This window comes from Psychrobacillus vulpis (assembly GCF_006861825.1).
In the GTDB taxonomy this organism is placed as follows: Bacteria; Bacillota; Bacilli; order Bacillales_A; family Planococcaceae; genus Psychrobacillus; species Psychrobacillus vulpis.
In genome coordinates this window covers 228293-245412 of the sequence record NZ_VDGI01000002.1, presented here as the reverse complement: position 1 = coordinate 245412, position 17120 = coordinate 228293, and the positions used below count along the sequence as shown (strand labels likewise).

Here is a 17120-nt window from a genome sequence, read left to right as displayed (position 1 = left end):
AACTAAAATCTCAAAGATAAACAGCTTAAACCACCATCTTGTTTACGAACCTCAGACATATCTAGTTCAATTGTTTCATATCCAGCCTCATTAATTTTGCGTTTCGTTTCGCTATACCCCTCTGGGATAATTACATAATCATTCACGCGAATGCAGTTTGCAGAGTATTCATCTTCACTGCTAATAACGATTTTTTCGTATGAATCAAATGCTGGATGATCCACAAATTCGCCTGCAACGACCATTTTGTTATTCCCTAAATAAGCGATACCCGTTTTCAAATGGAAGAATTTTTTTAGAGGTATGATTGTTGCTTCAAATCCTTCACCCTCTAGAATTTCTTTTAACTGGCGAGCCCCTTCTTCATTCGTACGTTCAGAAATTCCGATATAAAAACGATTATCTGCTTGTAGAATATCCCCACCATCAAGTGTTCCAGGTGATTTTATATAATGAAACTTCTTATAGAAGTCTTTTAAAACGCTTTCAATTTCAACAATCTCTCCATTACGAGATTCCGCACCAGGATTCGTAACAACAGCAAACTCAGTTGTAAGTACTGCAGCATCTTCTACAAACGTTGAATCTGGAAATTCCTCACTTGCAGAAAGAAGTGTTACTTCTACTCCACACTTTTTCAATGTTTCTACATAAGCTTCATGCTGAACTAATAGTTTTTCATAATCTGGTTTTCCAAGATCAGATGTTGTTAATCCTTCTACATAACTTTTTCCAGGTGTTTTTGCGATAACATTTTTAAATTGACTCATTTTATTTTCCCCCTATTAATCTCTTATTACAGGACTTGTTAGACATGTTGGACCGCCAGTTCCTAATACACTGATTTCGCGTCCTTTGTATTCATAAACTGTAGCTCCTGCATCTAACAGTTGTTGTTTTGTAGATTCATTACCTTCTACCATTACACACACACGTGGTGCTAACGCTAGAACATTACAACCAAGATTATCGTATTCTGCTTTTGGTACTTCCACTAATTGAATGCCACGCTCAATCAGTAACTGACGGAAAAATACAGGCATTAATGGAGAATGTACTGCTGCCAAATCTTTATCTACCATGCTGATGAAAGACATTAGATGCAAGCATTCCGCTTCTCCTAGATCATGTGGAAGCTGTACAACGATAAATTCATCTACAAATGATGCTGTCATTTCTTTTAATTGACGAATTGCTTCATCATTTGTACGGTATCCGCGACCAACTACAAACGTTTTATCATCTAACCAAACAATATCCCCACCGTCACATACAGCATCGCCAGTTAACTCTCCAACAATAGGAATCCCTTTTTCTATTAAAAATTCTTTATAAACTTCTGCTTCAGGCTGTCTTAGCTTTTTGCCTGATTTCAAAATTATTGCTCCAGCAGGTGTAAACTTCACTGGATCATGTGCGTAAATTGAATCCAAACCTACTTTGTCTGAGGCAGGTAAATAATCAATTTGAGGAACATGTTTTTCTAGAATTTCGATGAATTGTTTATATTCACGAAGAGCCTCTTCAAAATTTGGTTGCTCTAAGTAATTGTAAGTTTTCCATGCTTCTGCAAGATGTTCTTGACTAATAAAAGCTTCGTTTGGATGCTTCACAATAACTCTTTCTAGTTTTTTGTACATAGATGAATTATAGGACATTTCGTCTCTCCTTTTCCGCATAGTGGAAAACGTTTCCGTACATCGGAAAGTTTATATTTAAAATATAGTGCTAACATGATACAATGTCAATAATATTTAGAATATTAAAATTCGCTATTTTGAAATATTATTTAAGTGATTTTTACTCAATCAGGAGGTGCCTTTTATGCAGTCCATTACTCGTGCAATGACAGTAGCTAAGGTTTTGGCAGCAAATGCTGCTGAGCACGGTGTATCCATTTCGGATTTATCCAAACAATGTGAGCTACCACTTAGTACAATGCACAGATTACTACAAGCAATGATGAAACAAGGAATGGTTGAACAAGACGAAGGAACAAAAACTTATCGACTAGGCACGATTTGGTTAGAATATGGTTTACAAGTATATGACACGATGGATTATGTAAATAAAATCAGGCCTGTGTTAGAAAAGTTAATGAGAGAAGTAGACGAAAGTGTGTACCTTAGTAAGCCTGTGGGATTAGAGGCACTCGTCGTTGAAAGAATTGACAGTGAAAACAATCCGATTCGCATTGTAGACCAACTTGGAATGCGCATTCCTATGAATATTGGAGCAGCAAATAAAGCAATGCTAGCTGCAATGCCACGCGAAAAGGCAACTGCAATTTTAAAAGAGCTACTCTCGGAAGAACAAGTGCTAGAAATGCAAACACTCCTTCAACAAATAAAAAAACAGGGCTATGCAACAAGCCACGCCGAAAAAACGGAAGGCACATCCTCTGTAGCAGTAGCAGTTGTAAATGGTTTTGGAGATGTAATAGGGGCAATCAGTATCGGCTTCGTCAGCTTCAACCTAACCGATAATCGACTAGAATTTCTAATTAATAAGGTTCTAGAAGCAGGCAATACAATTTCCGAAAAACTAGGCTCCTCCACATAACTTTATGGTTACTGGTGCCAGGCACCTGTAACACACCTGTAACAATTCTATACAAAAAGCCACTCAAGCAGCTTGAGTGGCTTTTCTAATATAGTCAAAAAATTATTGATTTTTTACTTCTTCAAATTCTTCCATTCATTTTCTAACCATGTATTAAAGTCGTTTCCTTTTTCTCCTTCATAAGCATCATACACATCAATTCGCATTCTTTTAAGTTTCGCAGCGAATTCTTCAACTGTATGATCTGCAGGTAAACTCTTCTTTACTCTTAAGAACACTTTATTAGCACCTTTAATAACCTCAAATTTTTTAGGCGCAGGTAATTGCACATCTTCTCCAAATTCAAGAAGGATTCGGTAAGCAAGTTCTTGAATTTTATAGACTGGGTCGTTTACCAATCTTGTGTTTAATATATCAATAACTTGGCTTGTATTATAATTCCCTAGTTCTTCTATTGCATTAAAACGTGCTCTCCAGCTTGATGTACGATTGGCTGCTTTTTTTAGTTCCTCATAATTCTCAGGTAACTCATTTTTAATTATTTTCTTACTCAAATAATTCAAACTCCTTCTATGTCCATTTATGTGAGATGAGCGATTTTTAAAATCAGATAATTGTTAGTAGAAACCATTTCTTCTCTATCACTACATTATATACTATCAACCGAATATCTCCTATTTTATACATTCTTCTATCCATTTCTAAGCTCGACACAATTCACCAGAACAAAACAGACATTGTTTCATGTCACTTTATGTCGAAACCCTAATATGGAAATCATTTGTAAGTATGATATACTGATATAAAAAAAGGAGTGTGAAAATTGAGAGAATTCAAGGAGCGAAAAAAATATAAGTTTTATTTAGTGTTTAAAGGCGGTCAACATTTAGTCTTTGAAACAAATACCGACATCCGGACCGCTAAAAGGGAAGTAATTAATGGTGGTATATTTGTTAGCACAGAAAATAAATACACAATCAATATTGCTCAATTGCAAAGTATTAATGTGAAAATCCAATTTTAGAACATAAACTACTAAGATTTCATACATAACAAAACGCATCTATCCTAACCGATAAGATGCGTTTTCTAATAACTCACTTTCATTACATTAATAGTTTTCAGAATAGTGTCCGAATTGTGTGGGTGCCTGGCACCAGTCACAGAACACCTAGACTTATTTCGGCGTAGGTCCGGTTTGAGTTCGTTTTTTTGAACTGTACAAATATTGGTGTTTTTTGAGTCATGTTATGTTCGTTCATATAATTAAAGAGCTCCCAATACTTCACTTGAGATTGTACTTCGTAGTTTTCTGTTACTCTTGTCATTAGTAAGTTATCGACATTAAAATAACTGCTGAAATTCACTTCCTCTTCTTTTGGAAGAGAAAAATAATTTTCTGCAATCGGCAGGAATAATTGAGCTGTCATCACTTCTGCTGTTGGATCACTAATAATGGAAAAGAATATTGGACCAGTAGGATGATATCCATGACTTGTTAAAATCGAATCAAAATCCATTAAAGCAGTATCAATTTCCTCAGGTAAAAAATTATATAATTTTGATGCAACATTTCGGTAAGCAATTTGATGGTTTTCTACAATCATCATTGATCACCTTTTCCTTTAATCGGCACATACAAATCAATAATATAATCTCCATAAACTTCTAATAATACGCAATAATATGTATCGTCTAACTCTATTTGATTAGTATTTGCGTATGATTTTACTTTTTCAAAAGCAGAATAAAAGTCCATTTCTTGATCAGCTTGCCTCAACAACAATGCTCTTTCTAACACCAAAGTATCTAAGTAGGAAAAATCCGTTTCATCTAAAAGAGTTACTGGGCTACTAATAGGTAAGTAGTAAGTAAAGCTACCAGACTTGTAATCTCTCGAACTCTGAACAAATGAAAAGAACAATGGCCCATTTTTGTAGACATCTTTATTAAGTGTAAAATCTTCCAATGCATAAATACCCTCTTGCCAATCTTCTTTTTTCTGCTCCACTTTATAAGTCAATACATTATCGAATACTAAAGAACACAATTCTATGCCCATCTTTACCACCCTTTCTATAATTATTCCTTCTTATATAGATAACCACGCTCATTAAAATTAAAGCTTTTAAATCGGAATTTACAATACAAAATAACAAGCTGTTCCGGTAAAACAAATAGCATGACAAAGAACAAAGCAATCCCAATTACAATAACAACCATAGCATTCAAATCATTCATAGCAGTGTTCCTAACAATGTATTGGATAATAAAAACGATTCCAAGACCACCTAGAATAGCCACTGGCATATATTTGGATGTTTCGAATCGATTTCTCAACTCTTCCTTTTTAGAGCCTTTTTTATAATGACCTTTTTTCAATAGAATATAGAAACGAATAAACGTAGCTATAAAAACCAAAAAACCTAAAACTAATAAAATATAAGTGAAATTCAAGAGTGAACTAGGAGTAGCAGTCATCCCTTCTCCCTCTTTTCCAATAATAAATATTGCACAGATAAAAATGGAAAGGGAGAAGATGTTTTGTGATATTAATATAGAAACAAAATACTGCATTTTTTCACTGTTTTTATATACAACTGGAATTGCATAAATGAGAGATAACACAACTAGCACAGCTGTCAACCAAAAATGAACCTTCAATATCTCTTCCTTATACGGAAAGATGGTTGAATCCGCTGCAACAAAATACTCTAAAGCATAGAGCATCGGCTGAAATATAATACCTAATATTAGCGCAAATCCTATACTTCCTGGGCTTTGTCTTCCTGCTTCTAAAGGGCCTCTAAGTACCTCAAAATCTTCTTCCTTTAGTTTTTTTGACATTTAAGCACTCCACTCAATTTAAACCTATTTATTCAAATTATCTCTCTCATTAAAATTAAAGCTTTTAAATCGGAATTTACAATATAAAATAACAAGTTGCTCTGGCAATATAAATAACATTACAAAAAACAGTCCAATACCATTTACAATGAGTATCATCATATTAAGATCATTAATAGCAGACGTTCTCACAATATATTGAATGATAAAAACTAATCCTAGACTTCCAATAATTGCAGTCGGCACATAAGATGTAGTTTCAAAACGACTCCTCAATGCATCTTTTTTAGAACCTTTTCTATAATGTCCTTTTCTCAATAGAATATAAAAGCGTATAAAAGTAGCAACAAAGATTAAGAATCCAATTCCTAGTACGATATACGTGAACTGAATGAGAGATTCTGCATTAGCAACCTTTCCTTCCCCATCGTAACCGATTATAAATAATGCACTTATTAAAAAGGAAATTGAAAATAAGTTTTGTGATACTAAAATGGATAGCAAATACTGCATCTTTTCACTTTTCTTATATACTATAGGCATTGCATAGATAAGTGACAATACACTGAGTATTACTGTAACTACAAAATGGATCAAAAGAATTTGGTCATTATATGGATAGACGGTGTGACGACCTGCCATAAAATACTCTAAGGCAAATAGTAAAGCCTGCAAAAATATAGATAATATTAGAACTCCTGATAAAGCTTCCGGTCTTTGTCTTCCATACTCAAAGGGTCCTCTCATTACTTCAAAATCTTCTTCCTTTAGTTTTCTTGTCATTTGAGCACTCCACTTCAATTCAACCCTATTTATTCAAATAACCTCGCTCATTAAAATTGAAGCTCTTAAATCGGAATTTACAATATAAAATAACAAGTTGCTCTGGTAAAATAAAGAGCATTACAAAAAATGCAGTGATCCCACCAACAATCAGCACTATCATATTAATATCATCAATGGAAGTACTCCGAACGATATATTGGATAATAAATACAATACCGAGACCAACGATAATAGCAGCTGGTACATAAGAAGTGTTTTCAAATCGTCCTCTCAACTCATCTTTTTTTGAACCTTTACGATAATGTCCCTTGCGTAGCAGCGTATTAAAGCGAATAAACGTAAATATAAAAATCAGTAGTCCAATTAATAGGATTATAAAAGTGAAACGAAGTAGAGAACCCTCAGTAGCAATCATACCCTCTCCCTCTTTTCCAACTAAAAATAAAGCCATGATTAAAAATGGAATGGAAGACATATTTTGAGTAACAATTATAGTAACAAGATACTGCATTTTTCCACTTCTTTTATAAACTGCAGGAATAGCATAAATAATAGATAATATAACAAGTACAACAGTTAACCAGAAATGTACTTGCAATATATTATCTTTGTACGGAAAAATCGTCGAATCTGCTGCCATAAAATACTCTAGAGCATAGAGCATTGCTTGTAAAAATATACTAATAATTAAAGTAAAACCTAAATTACCTGGAGTTTGTCTACCAGATTCGAAAGGTCCTCTAAGTACTCGAAAATCTTCTTCTATAAATCTCAAGATAACCACTCTTCTTTCTTTATCAGTGGAACCAACCTTTTATATGATCCATCACTGATTTATCTTCATCTCCAAATTTAGTATTTAACGCAACATTTGCAAGTATTCCTAACCCGACACCTACAGCTGTACCAACACCAGGAATCGGAATTGCAACTGTGAAAGCTGCCGTAAATGCTGTCTGAACTGCCCCACCAACAGCAACATCAATCGCTGTATCCACTGTAGCACGTCCAGCAGCTTCTCCATCGCTAAGTCCTGCATCCTTTGCAGTAGTATAGTTACTATAATAACTTAATCCCGCACCTATAGGACCTAGTGCTTTTCCTGTCCCTTTGAGAAATCCACTTGTCGCCATTCCTTTGACATCGACAAGATCTGTAAAAGCCTTTCCGGTTCCTTTAAGCGTTGCACTTCCTACAGTTTTAGCCTTTTGAACAGAAGTTGCCTGATCATTCCAATAAGCAAGCGAAGGATGTTTTTTTAAGGCTTCATCTCCAGTGCCAGACCAACCACTTTGCCCTGGTTTCTTTGTTGCATATTTAAGTGTAACCGTGTTGTTTGCTGCAATTTCATAATGCTTAGGTGACCATTTTTTATTTCCTTTCGGAACATTACGCATTAATTCTTTAAATGCTTTCGAATCTAAGTCTGTTCTCAGATTATTTAAAGCTTTGCCTGTTGCATTGATTCGATACGAATACGCCCCGGTTTTTGGATCAAAGACTCTTGATGTGCTTAACCCTCCATCTTTACCTGCTACATACATACCAAAAGCAGAGATTCCACCTGTAATTGCAGTATTTGCTTTTTTAGCCAATCCTACTGCTTCCTTCAATGCCACAACGCTTGGGTTTGCTGAGGACACATCTCCCGGCTTTTCTTCTTTACCATCCGCCTCTACATTATCCGTATCTCCCAAACGACTATCTAGCTCCGTTCGAAGCGGGTGACTTTGGGTATACTCTTTCCAACGTTCTGCAGGAAAATCTATATCTGTCAGACCGTCATTCATCATACCTTCTAAATCCAATAACCATAGTTCCAACATAAGTAAATCTGATTCTACTTGTGTTAATGCATTTGTCTGAGTTGAATCAAATTCGTTCAAATCGGTAACTGTAGTATCTCGCTTCTTTCGCGCATTACTGACACCTTCTTGCACATCACTATCATCTAAATGAGGAAGTGCAACAATATCAGATACTTGGTTCATAATGGCATTTGATTCAGCTGTTAAATTACTTGTCACCTGGGAAATTTCTCTAAGTCCATCTTCCACTTCACCTTCCAAGAAACTTTGACGAATAAAACCGTTCGGATCTGGCTCTAAAGCATCAAGGGAGGAATCCATTTGAGTGAGTGTAGTATTAAAATAGTTTTTAAATGTCGTGAAAAATTGTAAGAAAGGCAAATGACAATCATTGTAGAACGATCGGATTGCATTTCCCCCTTCTCCTTTTAACGAATCTTCCAAAGCAACGAGCCCATCAATAGAGGATTCAATTGCTTTCATCTCCCCTTCAATCCTATTCAGCATTTGAATATTTCGTTGTAAACCGTCATGAAATGGGCTAATATCTAAGACTTTCATGGGATCACCTTCCTCGGTCCAGAAGCTGTACTTTGCATAACATTCGAGATTTTTTCGTCTGATTCTTTCATAAACTCAACAGAACTTATAGTAGTTCTAATATTTGTATTTAGGACGGTTTGATATTTCGTCAATAACTGTTCCAGATTGGAAGAAAGCTCTGTTAATTTAGTTACTACATCCATTGTATTCCCTGTAATCGGCGGTTCTGCTTTTGGATTAAGCGATGCCAAGGCATTGGTCATTTCGGTTAGTTGTGTTTCCACGTCTGCATACACTATTTTCACTTCGGTTGACATTAAATTTCTACCCCCTTCGTTATTTAGAAGCTCTAGCTCTAGCCCTTTCCTCTGCCTCTCTCGCTAAAAGATCTGCAATTGTTTGTTTTATAGACTCGATTTCTGCATTTAGAGATGCAATTTTATTCGAGATTGCGCTAAAAACAGCAGAAAATTGGGCCCCAGCTATTTCTAAATACGAAGTATGAATTCCAGCTTCCCGAATTTCGTCGAAACTGGTAGCAAGTGTTCCATACCATGTAGTAGCAGTAAGTTCTGGTTCAAGACACTTATGTTCATTCTCATTAAATTGAGATTGTTTTTCCGATAATGAGGATTGGCATTCAATCAGTCGTCTTAGTTCTTCTTGTTTTTTCGCTAAAAGTGCATAATAATATCCAAGCAAGTCTGTTCCTCCTTTCCTAACGGTTATGGACGAATTGTTTTTTAGACGTTTCAGTTGCATTAACTAATCTTGGTATAAACACCATAAACAAAGTAATGAGACCAACAGCAATAATAGCTAGTAAAATCATTGTGCGCGCATTATCACTAGCTGTTTCTACCTCATTTACTGTATTTCCTGACAACTCCTTCTCACCTTTACCCTCTTTCGAAAAGAGCTTTAATTCAGAAGTTTTTGCCGCGACTGTACTTTTCTCTCCGCGTTCTGCCGTTTGAAAAAGATAGGATGTATCGCTCCTATTTGGAAGCTGCTTTCTCCCATCAAAGTAAATATCAAACTGCTTTACTGGAATGGTATTTTTCATTTCTATCTTTTTAACATCATGCAAATAATCCGTATTTTTCTTGAACGTTAATTTTTCATAAATAACTGGTTCTAAATTCGAAATGGATTCATCTTTGTTTGCATGCACATTAAATGACCAACTAATTAGAATCACACTTAACAGAAGTAGAACTTTTTTAATTATCATAGGCTTCGGTCGCCTTGGTAGATTCAATTTTTCTATTTTTATTAATAAAATATGAAACAGCTAGCATGATGAATGCAATAACTGCTGTTATTACTGTTCCTCCTATAAAGCTTGTTTCAGGTTCATATTTTATAGACATATACACTGTCGATAAAATATCAGGAATGTTAATGTCAGGTACTGCAAGGATTAGAAGTGGGATAATGTATAAACACATTAAGCTGACACTCGCAATCCATCCTGCCGACTGTCCGAACTCAAGTGCGACACGGATAATCGAAGCACTTGCTAGTAACAAAAGAATAGTGAAAATTGTCCATTCAACTGCACGTTCATCGTTCAGAATATACATATTGATACTGTATAAACTGATAATGAGTCCTACGAGTAAGGATAATATTCCAGTTAATCCTAATCGAATTCCAATCGAACCATCTTTGATTTGATAAGTGAAATAACCTATTAATAGACTGCTAATAAGTAGAATAATAAATAAAATAACAGGTGGAACTTTTTTTACTTCATCTGCGACAGCTGCTTCTCCTTTAACATCTAAAGGATTAACAAAGTGATTGAACACATATCCATTTTCTTGACCATCTACATACGTATTTGCAAGAAAACCTTGTATATCACCATCAAACTCTGACATAGCATCTACATTCGTTTCCCATTTGTCGCTGAAATCGTTCGAAGTGTCTTTTATATCTGCTGCTTTCACATGTAGGTCATTTGCATAATTGACAAGACTACTTTGTTTTTGAGATAAAGACTTTATCATTTCACTCAGTGTAAGAAGTTGGTTACTTACATTTTGTTGACCAGCAATTACTTCTCCTTCTGTTGTTGTCTGCACAGGCTCGCCCGTAGCAATCATCATGGAAGGTGTTTTTATTTGTTGTAGAAGAATATTCGCTTGATCATCAATCGAATTCAAGTCACTGAACAGTGCTGCGTGTTGCTCTTCCACTGATTCTTTGTAACCAGACATAATCGCAGCAAATGTCGTACTTAAATCAGTCATACCAAGCTTTGTTTCAGGAATTCCATCACTAACAGAAGTCCAGCTAGCGAGTTCAATTTCATTTAGATCTACTGCATTTTTCAATAAAGAAGTTAATATTTCATCTTTTAAAATGGCATCTTTATTTGCACTTTGCCCACTTTCATTGAGCGTAAACTCAAATTGTTCCAGCGTTGCATAATAAGAAAGAAGTGCACTCAAATCTGTTCTTGCAGCCCCTTTAGCAAACAATTCCTCCATTCGTACACGCTGGTCGGCTGATAATTTATCATTCTTAAGAAGTGATTCTTCCTTCTTTTTTATTTCAACACCAATTCTCGCTGTATCCACTGGGTATGAATTCAAAATTTGTTGAACGGATTCATATTCCTTGTACACTGAATTGTAATTTCCTAACAAATCTGCATAGTCAGTGGTTGCTTTAGCATAATCATTTGTTCCTTCTTGGCTTTTACTGCTCCAAATATTTTCTTTTTCAGTGATGACTGCATTTACGGAAGTTAACTCCTTTTCGAGCTGTTCTAATTCTCTAATATAAGTAGAGTTAGGATCCGTTTCAGTAAATTTTAATTTTATTGCAGTGAGCGCTGATAAAATGCCATTTACTTTCGTACGCTCTTCCTCAAATCCAGGTAATCCAGTTGCTGTTTTAGCAGCTGCCTTGCTCTTCATTTCATCAAAAATTACAGACATTTGTTGCTGAACAGAGCCAATATTAGCCATACCTAATACTGCTACTCCACTTTTCCCACTCTCAATTCCTTTTTCTAAATTACTCAAAATTGTGTTATTGTATCTATCAATTGCTTCTCCTTGTACAATCAGAAGATCCTCTAACTGTCTATCTACCTCACTTTTTCGCAGTTCCGACAATGCATTGAACTTCTCATTGTTTTCATCGATGATGATATTTACTTTTTCAATTTCATCATTCAACATTTCGTTATTTTCTTCTAACACTTGAACAGATTTAGTGAATTGATCCGCTTGTGTTTTGGCAGCGGCATGAATTTTAGCTAAGCTGTTATCTTGGACCTTCTGTAGAATTTCTTTTTGCTTATCTTGGAATTCTTTATACTGTTGGACGTACGTGATAAAACCATTCATCTGCTGTCCAAATGTATCAGCATTTTCAATTCTAGAATTATAACCATTATTTGCAGAACCAATCATGGAAAGAAGTCCTTCCATTTGTTCTTTCTGACTTTTCATTTCTTCAGCTAACGTCTCTGACTCTGGTTTGTAATAGCCAGACATTGCAGTCAGAAAATCCGTTTCTTTTCCTAAAATATTCGTGAATTCTTTCTTTATATGGTTCATTTCTTGTGCAACATAACTCCAGTAAAGAGTAGATATCTTCTCATTTACACGGTTTGTAGCAGTTTCAATTTCATGTAGTACTTTTTCTTTGCGTAAGCCCGTTTTTTGGCGTTGCACTTGATAAGAAAATTCCGCCTTCTTCGGGTTTTGTTGATCATAGGACATAATATTTTCTGAGAAGTTAGAAGGAATGTAGACGATCGCATCATACTGATTCGATTTCAATCCATTGACCGCAGCTCCACGTCCCATCACTTTCCATTCATAAGGTGAGTCCTTCGCCAAGATGGAAACGACTTCCACTCCCATATCAACTGATTCATCATCTTTTGTAAGACCGATATCTTCGTTAACAATAGCGATAATTCGTTTATTTTGGTTGTCAAAATCCAAAATACTAACACCCATAAACTGAAAGAACAAAATCGGAACAGCTATTATTAATATAATCCCAATAATTATTTTCCAAAAATCAGTATTCTTATTTATTTTCATTGCATGATCTTCCTCTCAATCTTGCATAACGGGGTTTGGATTTTTATAGCATTCCCGTTTAAAATATAATGGGCAAATCCAAGCGGGAGTTCCATTTCTTTTCGCTCGTAAGACACCGTATATAATGTCTGCTCCGATTTTTTCATGAAAATAAGCGCTTGGCGAACAAGTTTTATTTCATTCGTGAATGCATCGTAACCTTTTGTAATCTCCGCGTTATTTCCAGAGATAATGACATTGAATCCTAAATGAGCATATTTTTTCATTAGTTTTGATAGTCGGTCTTGTATGCCGATATCTACTACTTGTAAAAATCTTGTGTATCCGTCGATAATGAAAAAAGATAGAACTATTTCTGGTCCATTTCCTCGTTGCATGTTTTCTAAATACTCTTTCTCTACTTCTTCATAATAATGTTCTACCCTTGTAACCCAATCAATTAGTCGTTCTTTCGTTTCCAAGTAATCGATTTTAGAGTCTTCCGTGAACATAGATAAACCACGTTCGAACGAATCAAAGATGGCAATGAAACCTGTTTCCTGTTCCAAAAGATTATGAATCATCCATTTCAATGTATTTGTTTTTCCTCGCTGTACTTGACCAACAAGTAAACAATGTCGATTTTTCTTGAAATCAATTGAAACTGGGCGTACCGTCTCTTCATCTAATCCAATTGGAACAAGTCCGATTTTTCTTTCACTATCAAAGTAAGAAGGGAAAATGTTAGATGTCAATTCAAATGGCAACATCGGAATAGGTTCAGGAAGTTCCTCTTCACGATATCTTACCCTTAGCGATTGAACTTTCATTTTGATAGATTCTAATACTTCGAAATCATCGTCTCCACTTGCTGGAAGGAAGATTTGTGCAAACTTCGCATCCTCTTTCTTTAATATCGCTCTGCCAGGGAAAGGCTCCAAATTAAACGGAACACGACCTATAATACTGTAAGCTTCAGTCGAATCTATTAGATAATGCACAATCTTTGTTTTCAAATTATTCATCAGTGATTGTCTAACCGATTGCACCCTTGTAGCAGCGATAAACACATAAATACCTAGTGATTGGCCGTCCCTTCCAAACTGGATTAATTGTGATTCCAGATCTTCCATCTCTTCTCGAACAATATCGTAATTATCTACAACTATATAAATAAGTGGTAACTTAAGGTCAGATAATTTATTGTACATATGAATATTGTTAACTTCTGCTTGTTGGAGTGCTATTTTCCTTTTCGAGATTTCTTCTTTTATTAATTTAACGAGTTTTTCCCTTTTCAAATCTTCATCTATCGTGAAATAATCAGCTGTATGTGGAAGTTGTCGCAGCGGAAGCAACGACCCGTTCCCATAATCTAAAATGTAAAAATGTGCTTCAATCGGTGTCAAATAGTCACTTATCCCTAGGAGCATTGTAAGTAAGGTATACGATTTTCCATAACCAGAAGTACCGAAAACACCAACATTACCATCTTTTTTCCAATCATAAGTAATAGGGGTTTGACTTTGTTTTTCTGGTTCATCTATCATGCCTAAAGGAAATGTTTGTTGCATGATAAAAGTGTCTTCCTTATTTTCGATTCGTAATGCCAATGGTGGTAACCAAGGACTAGCCAATTTATGAATCGACATATCTGCTTGAGTTTGTGCAATTTTTGATGTTACAGCTTCCATTTCAGTTAGGATACTTTTTTTCTTACTCACATTCGTTTCTATGCCGGAAAGAGGATATATTCCAAGGTCTGTCACAATCGCTACTTCGTCTTCCCCTTCAAAGGTTTCTTCCATATAAGGTGCACCGCTCCATGCAGATTGGAACAATTCGTACACTTCATTGTTCCCTACCTGCAAGTACCCTCGACCAGTTTCAGTAATCGATGCAGCATCGCTATTTTTCAAAATTTCCTTACTATCCGATGCATCTTGTACTTTTAAAGCAATACGGAAGCGAGCGTTACTCCATATTTGGTCATCAATAATCCCACCTGGTTTTTGCGTTGCCAAAATGAGATGAACACCAAGACTTCGACCAATTCGTGCAGTACTAACAAGTTCTCGAATAAATTCCGGTTCTTCGCTTTTTAACTCTGCAAATTCATCCGAAATGAGGAATAGATGAGGCAATGGCTCCTCTGCTTTACCTTCCTTATAAAGCATCTTGTAATCATCAATATGTGTAACGACATGTTGATCGAATAGACGCTGCCTACGTTTCAGTTCACTATTGATAGAAGCAAGTGCACGCATACTGAAGTTTTTACTTCCTTCTATGTTCGTAATCGTTCCTAATAGATGTGGAATATTCTTAAATGGCTGTGCCATACCTCCACCTTTGTAGTCAATTAAAAGAAAAGCAACTTCATGCGGATGAAAATGAACAGCCAGCGATAAAATATATGTCTGAAGAAACTCACTTTTCCCCGAACCAGTCGTTCCTGCTAGCAAACCATGTGGACCATGCGCCTTTTCATGCAAATTCAATTGAATGAGCTCTTTTTTCCCTTTTAAACCGATTGGAACTGAAAGAGACTTTGCTGATTCATTAATCTTCCAATAATTCCCTATTGGAAGTTCTGCTACATCTTTTACGCCGAACATTTCAAGAAAGCTAACGGAAGTTGGGATTGAGTTTTTCATTCCTATTTGGTGATTTAGGGTTTTCAGAGTACGAGCAAAGCGTTCATTCGTAGTTCGTTCATATTTATCGAGTTGGAACGGTGTATTCACTGCTTTTCCAGCTTCAATCAATATATCTCCTTCTCCTTCATTTACGTAACGCACAAGCGTATGTACATTTTCCGTCATACGCTCTTTCGAAGATTCTGCAAAGATGACCGATATGCCAAGTTCCTTATTATGTTTACTTTCTAAATATTCTAGGATGACATGCTCTGCTATTAACGAGTAATCTGAAACGATGAAAATGAGATGAGGTGCAAATTTCACTTTCCCTTTCATTTCATCCGCATCTCGCTCACGAATCATTTCATAAAGCGAAGACAATAGCTGGTCACGAGTCTCTTCGTTATGAATCAACCCTTTCGCATGCATATTGGGAAGCTTGAAATGGGGCAGCCACTTCATCCACTCAATGTCCGCGTATTCTTTATTGTTAAAAATATGCACGAACCTAACATCGTGGTAGCTATGAGAAAAAGATAATTGACCAACAATCTGCTGCAGTTCACGCTTAATAATGGATTCTTTTCCGACTAGGCCTAAAATTCCTTCTGATAAGCAAGTGGTGATCTGTGCATTTGGGATTTGTTTATATACTTCCTCCATACGCTTCGTCTGTTCCAATAAATCATCTATTTCTCTGTTCGCCAAATCGCCAGAGGATAATTTGACGTCATAGCTTGAAGGGACATCTCCGGTTCCAAGCCTAAATTCTAGAAAGTCATGACTTTCCAACGTTCTTTCCCAGACTCTCCCGGATAACTGATTAGTCATTTGTTTCATTTGTTCAAATGATGGGAAATGATAGTTCAATACTTCCTTTTGTTTTTCGGAAAGCTCGTGAAGTTCATGGCGAATGTTTTCTAGGTAAGCAGTGTAGACTCGTCTTCTTTTCTCCTCATTCACCTTACGCTTTTTTCTTTCTTTAAAAAATTGAACAGTGGAGGTAACTAAGAACATGAGGAACATCGAAATAGAAATGATCACATATATCCCTCGAGGCTTAAGGATTGCAACAAGTCCCATTACTATTAGCATGACTAGAGGTGGTGTAATAATAAGCCAGAGACCACGCCCTGTATCATCACTTTCCTGTGTTGGAAATGATAACGACACTTTGTCGTTTGGCAAATCATAAATCATTCGAGGTGTTCTTCTATATTCGGGGTACATTTGGAATATCTCAGACTTTGGAACTTCTATTTTTGGTAAGTATGTCTCATAATTTACTGAGGAAACAACTTCCAATATATCTTTTTCGATTAATTTCATTTCCATGAATGCCCACTGGAGAACATCACCGATTTGGAGAACTTGATTTGTTTCAACTCGGTTGCCATTCACATATAGGGGACAATTAAAATCCTTCTTAATTACCCATCCTGATGACGTTTTATTAAGTGAAAAATGACCAGACTCCACTGCCGAATTAATCGTTTCGATTCTATGAAACGTTGCTGTTTCAATCTGACTATCAAATGAAACCTCATTTTCATAATCGATATAATACATATCCGATGAAACAGGTTCGGTTGATATATACAAATGGAGTAATCGTTCTTGTTGCTCTATGGACAGTCCTTTTACTGAATCAATTATCCCAATATTCTTATTTCCATCATAAACTGTGATGTTCTGTCCTTCCTTTTCAACTGTAAAATGCCCAAATGTAAAGGGATACGATAAAATCGTAATATCATTTTCGATAGCCGGCCCTATTGTCAGTGAAGTAAATTCATTTTGCTCCCAATATATTCGCTGATAGTATTCCCCGTAAAACACCCATAGTTGTAACAACAAGTACACCTTCTTTCGATACTCAT

The 17120-nt window shown here is 35.8% G+C and carries 16 protein-coding genes; 2 read left to right on the top strand and 14 right to left on the bottom strand.

Annotated features, from left to right (window positions below; all coding sequences use genetic code 11):
• Positions 1 to 2: 2 nt before the first annotated feature.
• Positions 3 to 770: a dimethylarginine dimethylaminohydrolase family protein gene (locus FG384_RS03605; RefSeq protein WP_142641193.1), complete on the bottom strand. Its 768-nt coding sequence runs from the start codon at positions 768 to 770 to the stop codon at positions 3 to 5.
• A gap of 15 nt (positions 771 to 785) precedes the next feature.
• Positions 786 to 1658 carry a dimethylarginine dimethylaminohydrolase family protein gene (locus FG384_RS03600; protein WP_142641192.1) on the bottom strand — a complete coding sequence of 291 codons (873 nt, stop codon included), beginning with the start codon at positions 1656 to 1658 and terminating at the stop codon, positions 786 to 788.
• Positions 1659 to 1824: 166 nt separating this feature from the next.
• Here FG384_RS03600 and FG384_RS03595 point away from each other — a divergent pair, with 166 nt between their 5' ends.
• The gene (locus FG384_RS03595) at positions 1825 to 2562 is read left to right on the top strand and encodes an IclR family transcriptional regulator (RefSeq protein ID WP_142641191.1); all 738 of its coding nucleotides are present in this window, start codon (positions 1825 to 1827) and stop codon (positions 2560 to 2562) included.
• Between the two features lie 113 nt (positions 2563 to 2675).
• Here FG384_RS03595 and FG384_RS03590 read toward each other — a convergent pair whose 3' ends face one another.
• Entirely contained in the window at positions 2676 to 3116 is a 441-nt protein-coding gene (locus FG384_RS03590; protein ID WP_142641190.1) for a HEAT repeat domain-containing protein, read from the bottom strand.
• 269 nt (positions 3117 to 3385) lie between these two features.
• On the opposite strand from FG384_RS03590, the gene FG384_RS03585 reads away from it, so the two are divergent.
• Positions 3386 to 3586: a hypothetical protein gene (locus FG384_RS03585; protein WP_142641189.1), complete on the top strand. Its 201-nt coding sequence runs from the start codon at positions 3386 to 3388 to the stop codon at positions 3584 to 3586.
• 136 nt (positions 3587 to 3722) lie between these two features.
• On the opposite strand, the gene FG384_RS03580 is transcribed toward FG384_RS03585, so the two are convergent.
• From FG384_RS03580 to essC, 11 genes are read right to left on the bottom strand one after another with little or no spacing between them, the layout of a single operon-like run.
• The gene (locus FG384_RS03580; protein WP_142641188.1) at positions 3723 to 4169 is read right to left on the bottom strand and encodes a DUF5085 family protein; all 447 of its coding nucleotides are present in this window, start codon (positions 4167 to 4169) and stop codon (positions 3723 to 3725) included.
• Complete coding sequence (locus FG384_RS03575; RefSeq protein ID WP_142641187.1) at positions 4169 to 4624, bottom strand: DUF5085 family protein; 456 nt, start codon at positions 4622 to 4624, stop codon at positions 4169 to 4171. The genes FG384_RS03580 and FG384_RS03575 overlap by 1 nt, the downstream gene beginning before the upstream one ends.
• Positions 4625 to 4644: 20 nt before the next feature.
• Positions 4645 to 5409, bottom strand: coding sequence for a hypothetical protein (locus FG384_RS03570; protein ID WP_142641186.1), 765 nt, complete (start codon positions 5407 to 5409; stop codon positions 4645 to 4647).
• A gap of 24 nt (positions 5410 to 5433) precedes the next feature.
• The gene (locus FG384_RS03565) at positions 5434 to 6192 is read right to left on the bottom strand and encodes a hypothetical protein (RefSeq protein ID WP_142641185.1); all 759 of its coding nucleotides are present in this window, start codon (positions 6190 to 6192) and stop codon (positions 5434 to 5436) included.
• A 25-nt stretch (positions 6193 to 6217) separates the two neighbouring features.
• Entirely contained in the window at positions 6218 to 6979 is a 762-nt protein-coding gene (locus tag FG384_RS03560) for a hypothetical protein (RefSeq protein WP_420849937.1), read from the bottom strand.
• A 13-nt stretch (positions 6980 to 6992) separates the two neighbouring features.
• Positions 6993 to 8564 carry a ribonuclease YeeF family protein gene (locus FG384_RS03555; RefSeq protein ID WP_142641184.1) on the bottom strand — a complete coding sequence of 524 codons (1572 nt, stop codon included), beginning with the start codon at positions 8562 to 8564 and terminating at the stop codon, positions 6993 to 6995.
• The gene (locus tag FG384_RS03550) at positions 8561 to 8863 is read right to left on the bottom strand and encodes a YwqI/YxiC family protein (protein ID WP_142641183.1); all 303 of its coding nucleotides are present in this window, start codon (positions 8861 to 8863) and stop codon (positions 8561 to 8563) included. The genes FG384_RS03555 and FG384_RS03550 overlap by 4 nt, the downstream gene beginning before the upstream one ends.
• Before the next feature lie 19 nt (positions 8864 to 8882).
• Complete coding sequence (locus tag FG384_RS03545) at positions 8883 to 9248, bottom strand: YwqH-like family protein (protein ID WP_240793334.1); 366 nt, start codon at positions 9246 to 9248, stop codon at positions 8883 to 8885.
• 16 nt (positions 9249 to 9264) lie between these two features.
• Entirely contained in the window at positions 9265 to 9780 is a 516-nt protein-coding gene (locus FG384_RS03540) for a type VII secretion EssA family protein (protein WP_142641181.1), read from the bottom strand.
• On the bottom strand, positions 9770 to 12619 hold the full coding sequence (esaA, locus tag FG384_RS03535; RefSeq protein ID WP_142641180.1) for a type VII secretion protein EsaA: 2850 nt from the start codon (positions 12617 to 12619) through the stop codon (positions 9770 to 9772). The genes FG384_RS03540 and esaA overlap by 11 nt, the downstream gene beginning before the upstream one ends.
• Positions 12616 to 17094, bottom strand: a complete 4479-nt coding sequence (essC, locus tag FG384_RS03530) for a type VII secretion protein EssC (protein WP_142641179.1) — start codon at positions 17092 to 17094, stop codon at positions 12616 to 12618. The genes esaA and essC overlap by 4 nt, the downstream gene beginning before the upstream one ends.
• Between the last annotated feature and the right edge of the window lie 26 nt (positions 17095 to 17120).

Bases quoted from the DNA above. Each gene is read 5' to 3' on its own strand.
- FG384_RS03605 (WP_142641193.1), bottom strand. From the start codon at position 770: ATGAGTCAATTTAAAAATGTTATCGCAAAAACACCTGGAAAAAGTTAT.
- FG384_RS03600 (WP_142641192.1), bottom strand. From the start codon at position 1,658: ATGTCCTATAATTCATCTATGTACAAAAAACTAGAAAGAGTTATTGTG.
- FG384_RS03595 (WP_142641191.1), top strand. From the start codon at position 1,825: ATGCAGTCCATTACTCGTGCAATGACAGTAGCTAAGGTTTTGGCAGCA.
- FG384_RS03580 (WP_142641188.1), bottom strand. From the start codon at position 4,169: ATGATTGTAGAAAACCATCAAATTGCTTACCGAAATGTTGCATCAAAA.
- FG384_RS03575 (WP_142641187.1), bottom strand. From the start codon at position 4,624: ATGGGCATAGAATTGTGTTCTTTAGTATTCGATAATGTATTGACTTAT.
- FG384_RS03570 (WP_142641186.1), bottom strand. From the start codon at position 5,409: ATGTCAAAAAAACTAAAGGAAGAAGATTTTGAGGTACTTAGAGGCCCT.
- FG384_RS03565 (WP_142641185.1), bottom strand. From the start codon at position 6,192: ATGACAAGAAAACTAAAGGAAGAAGATTTTGAAGTAATGAGAGGACCC.
- FG384_RS03555 (WP_142641184.1), bottom strand. From the start codon at position 8,564: ATGAAAGTCTTAGATATTAGCCCATTTCATGACGGTTTACAACGAAAT.
- FG384_RS03550 (WP_142641183.1), bottom strand. From the start codon at position 8,863: ATGTCAACCGAAGTGAAAATAGTGTATGCAGACGTGGAAACACAACTA.
- FG384_RS03540 (WP_142641181.1), bottom strand. From the start codon at position 9,780: ATGATAATTAAAAAAGTTCTACTTCTGTTAAGTGTGATTCTAATTAGT.
- esaA (WP_142641180.1), bottom strand. From the start codon at position 12,619: ATGAAAATAAATAAGAATACTGATTTTTGGAAAATAATTATTGGGATT.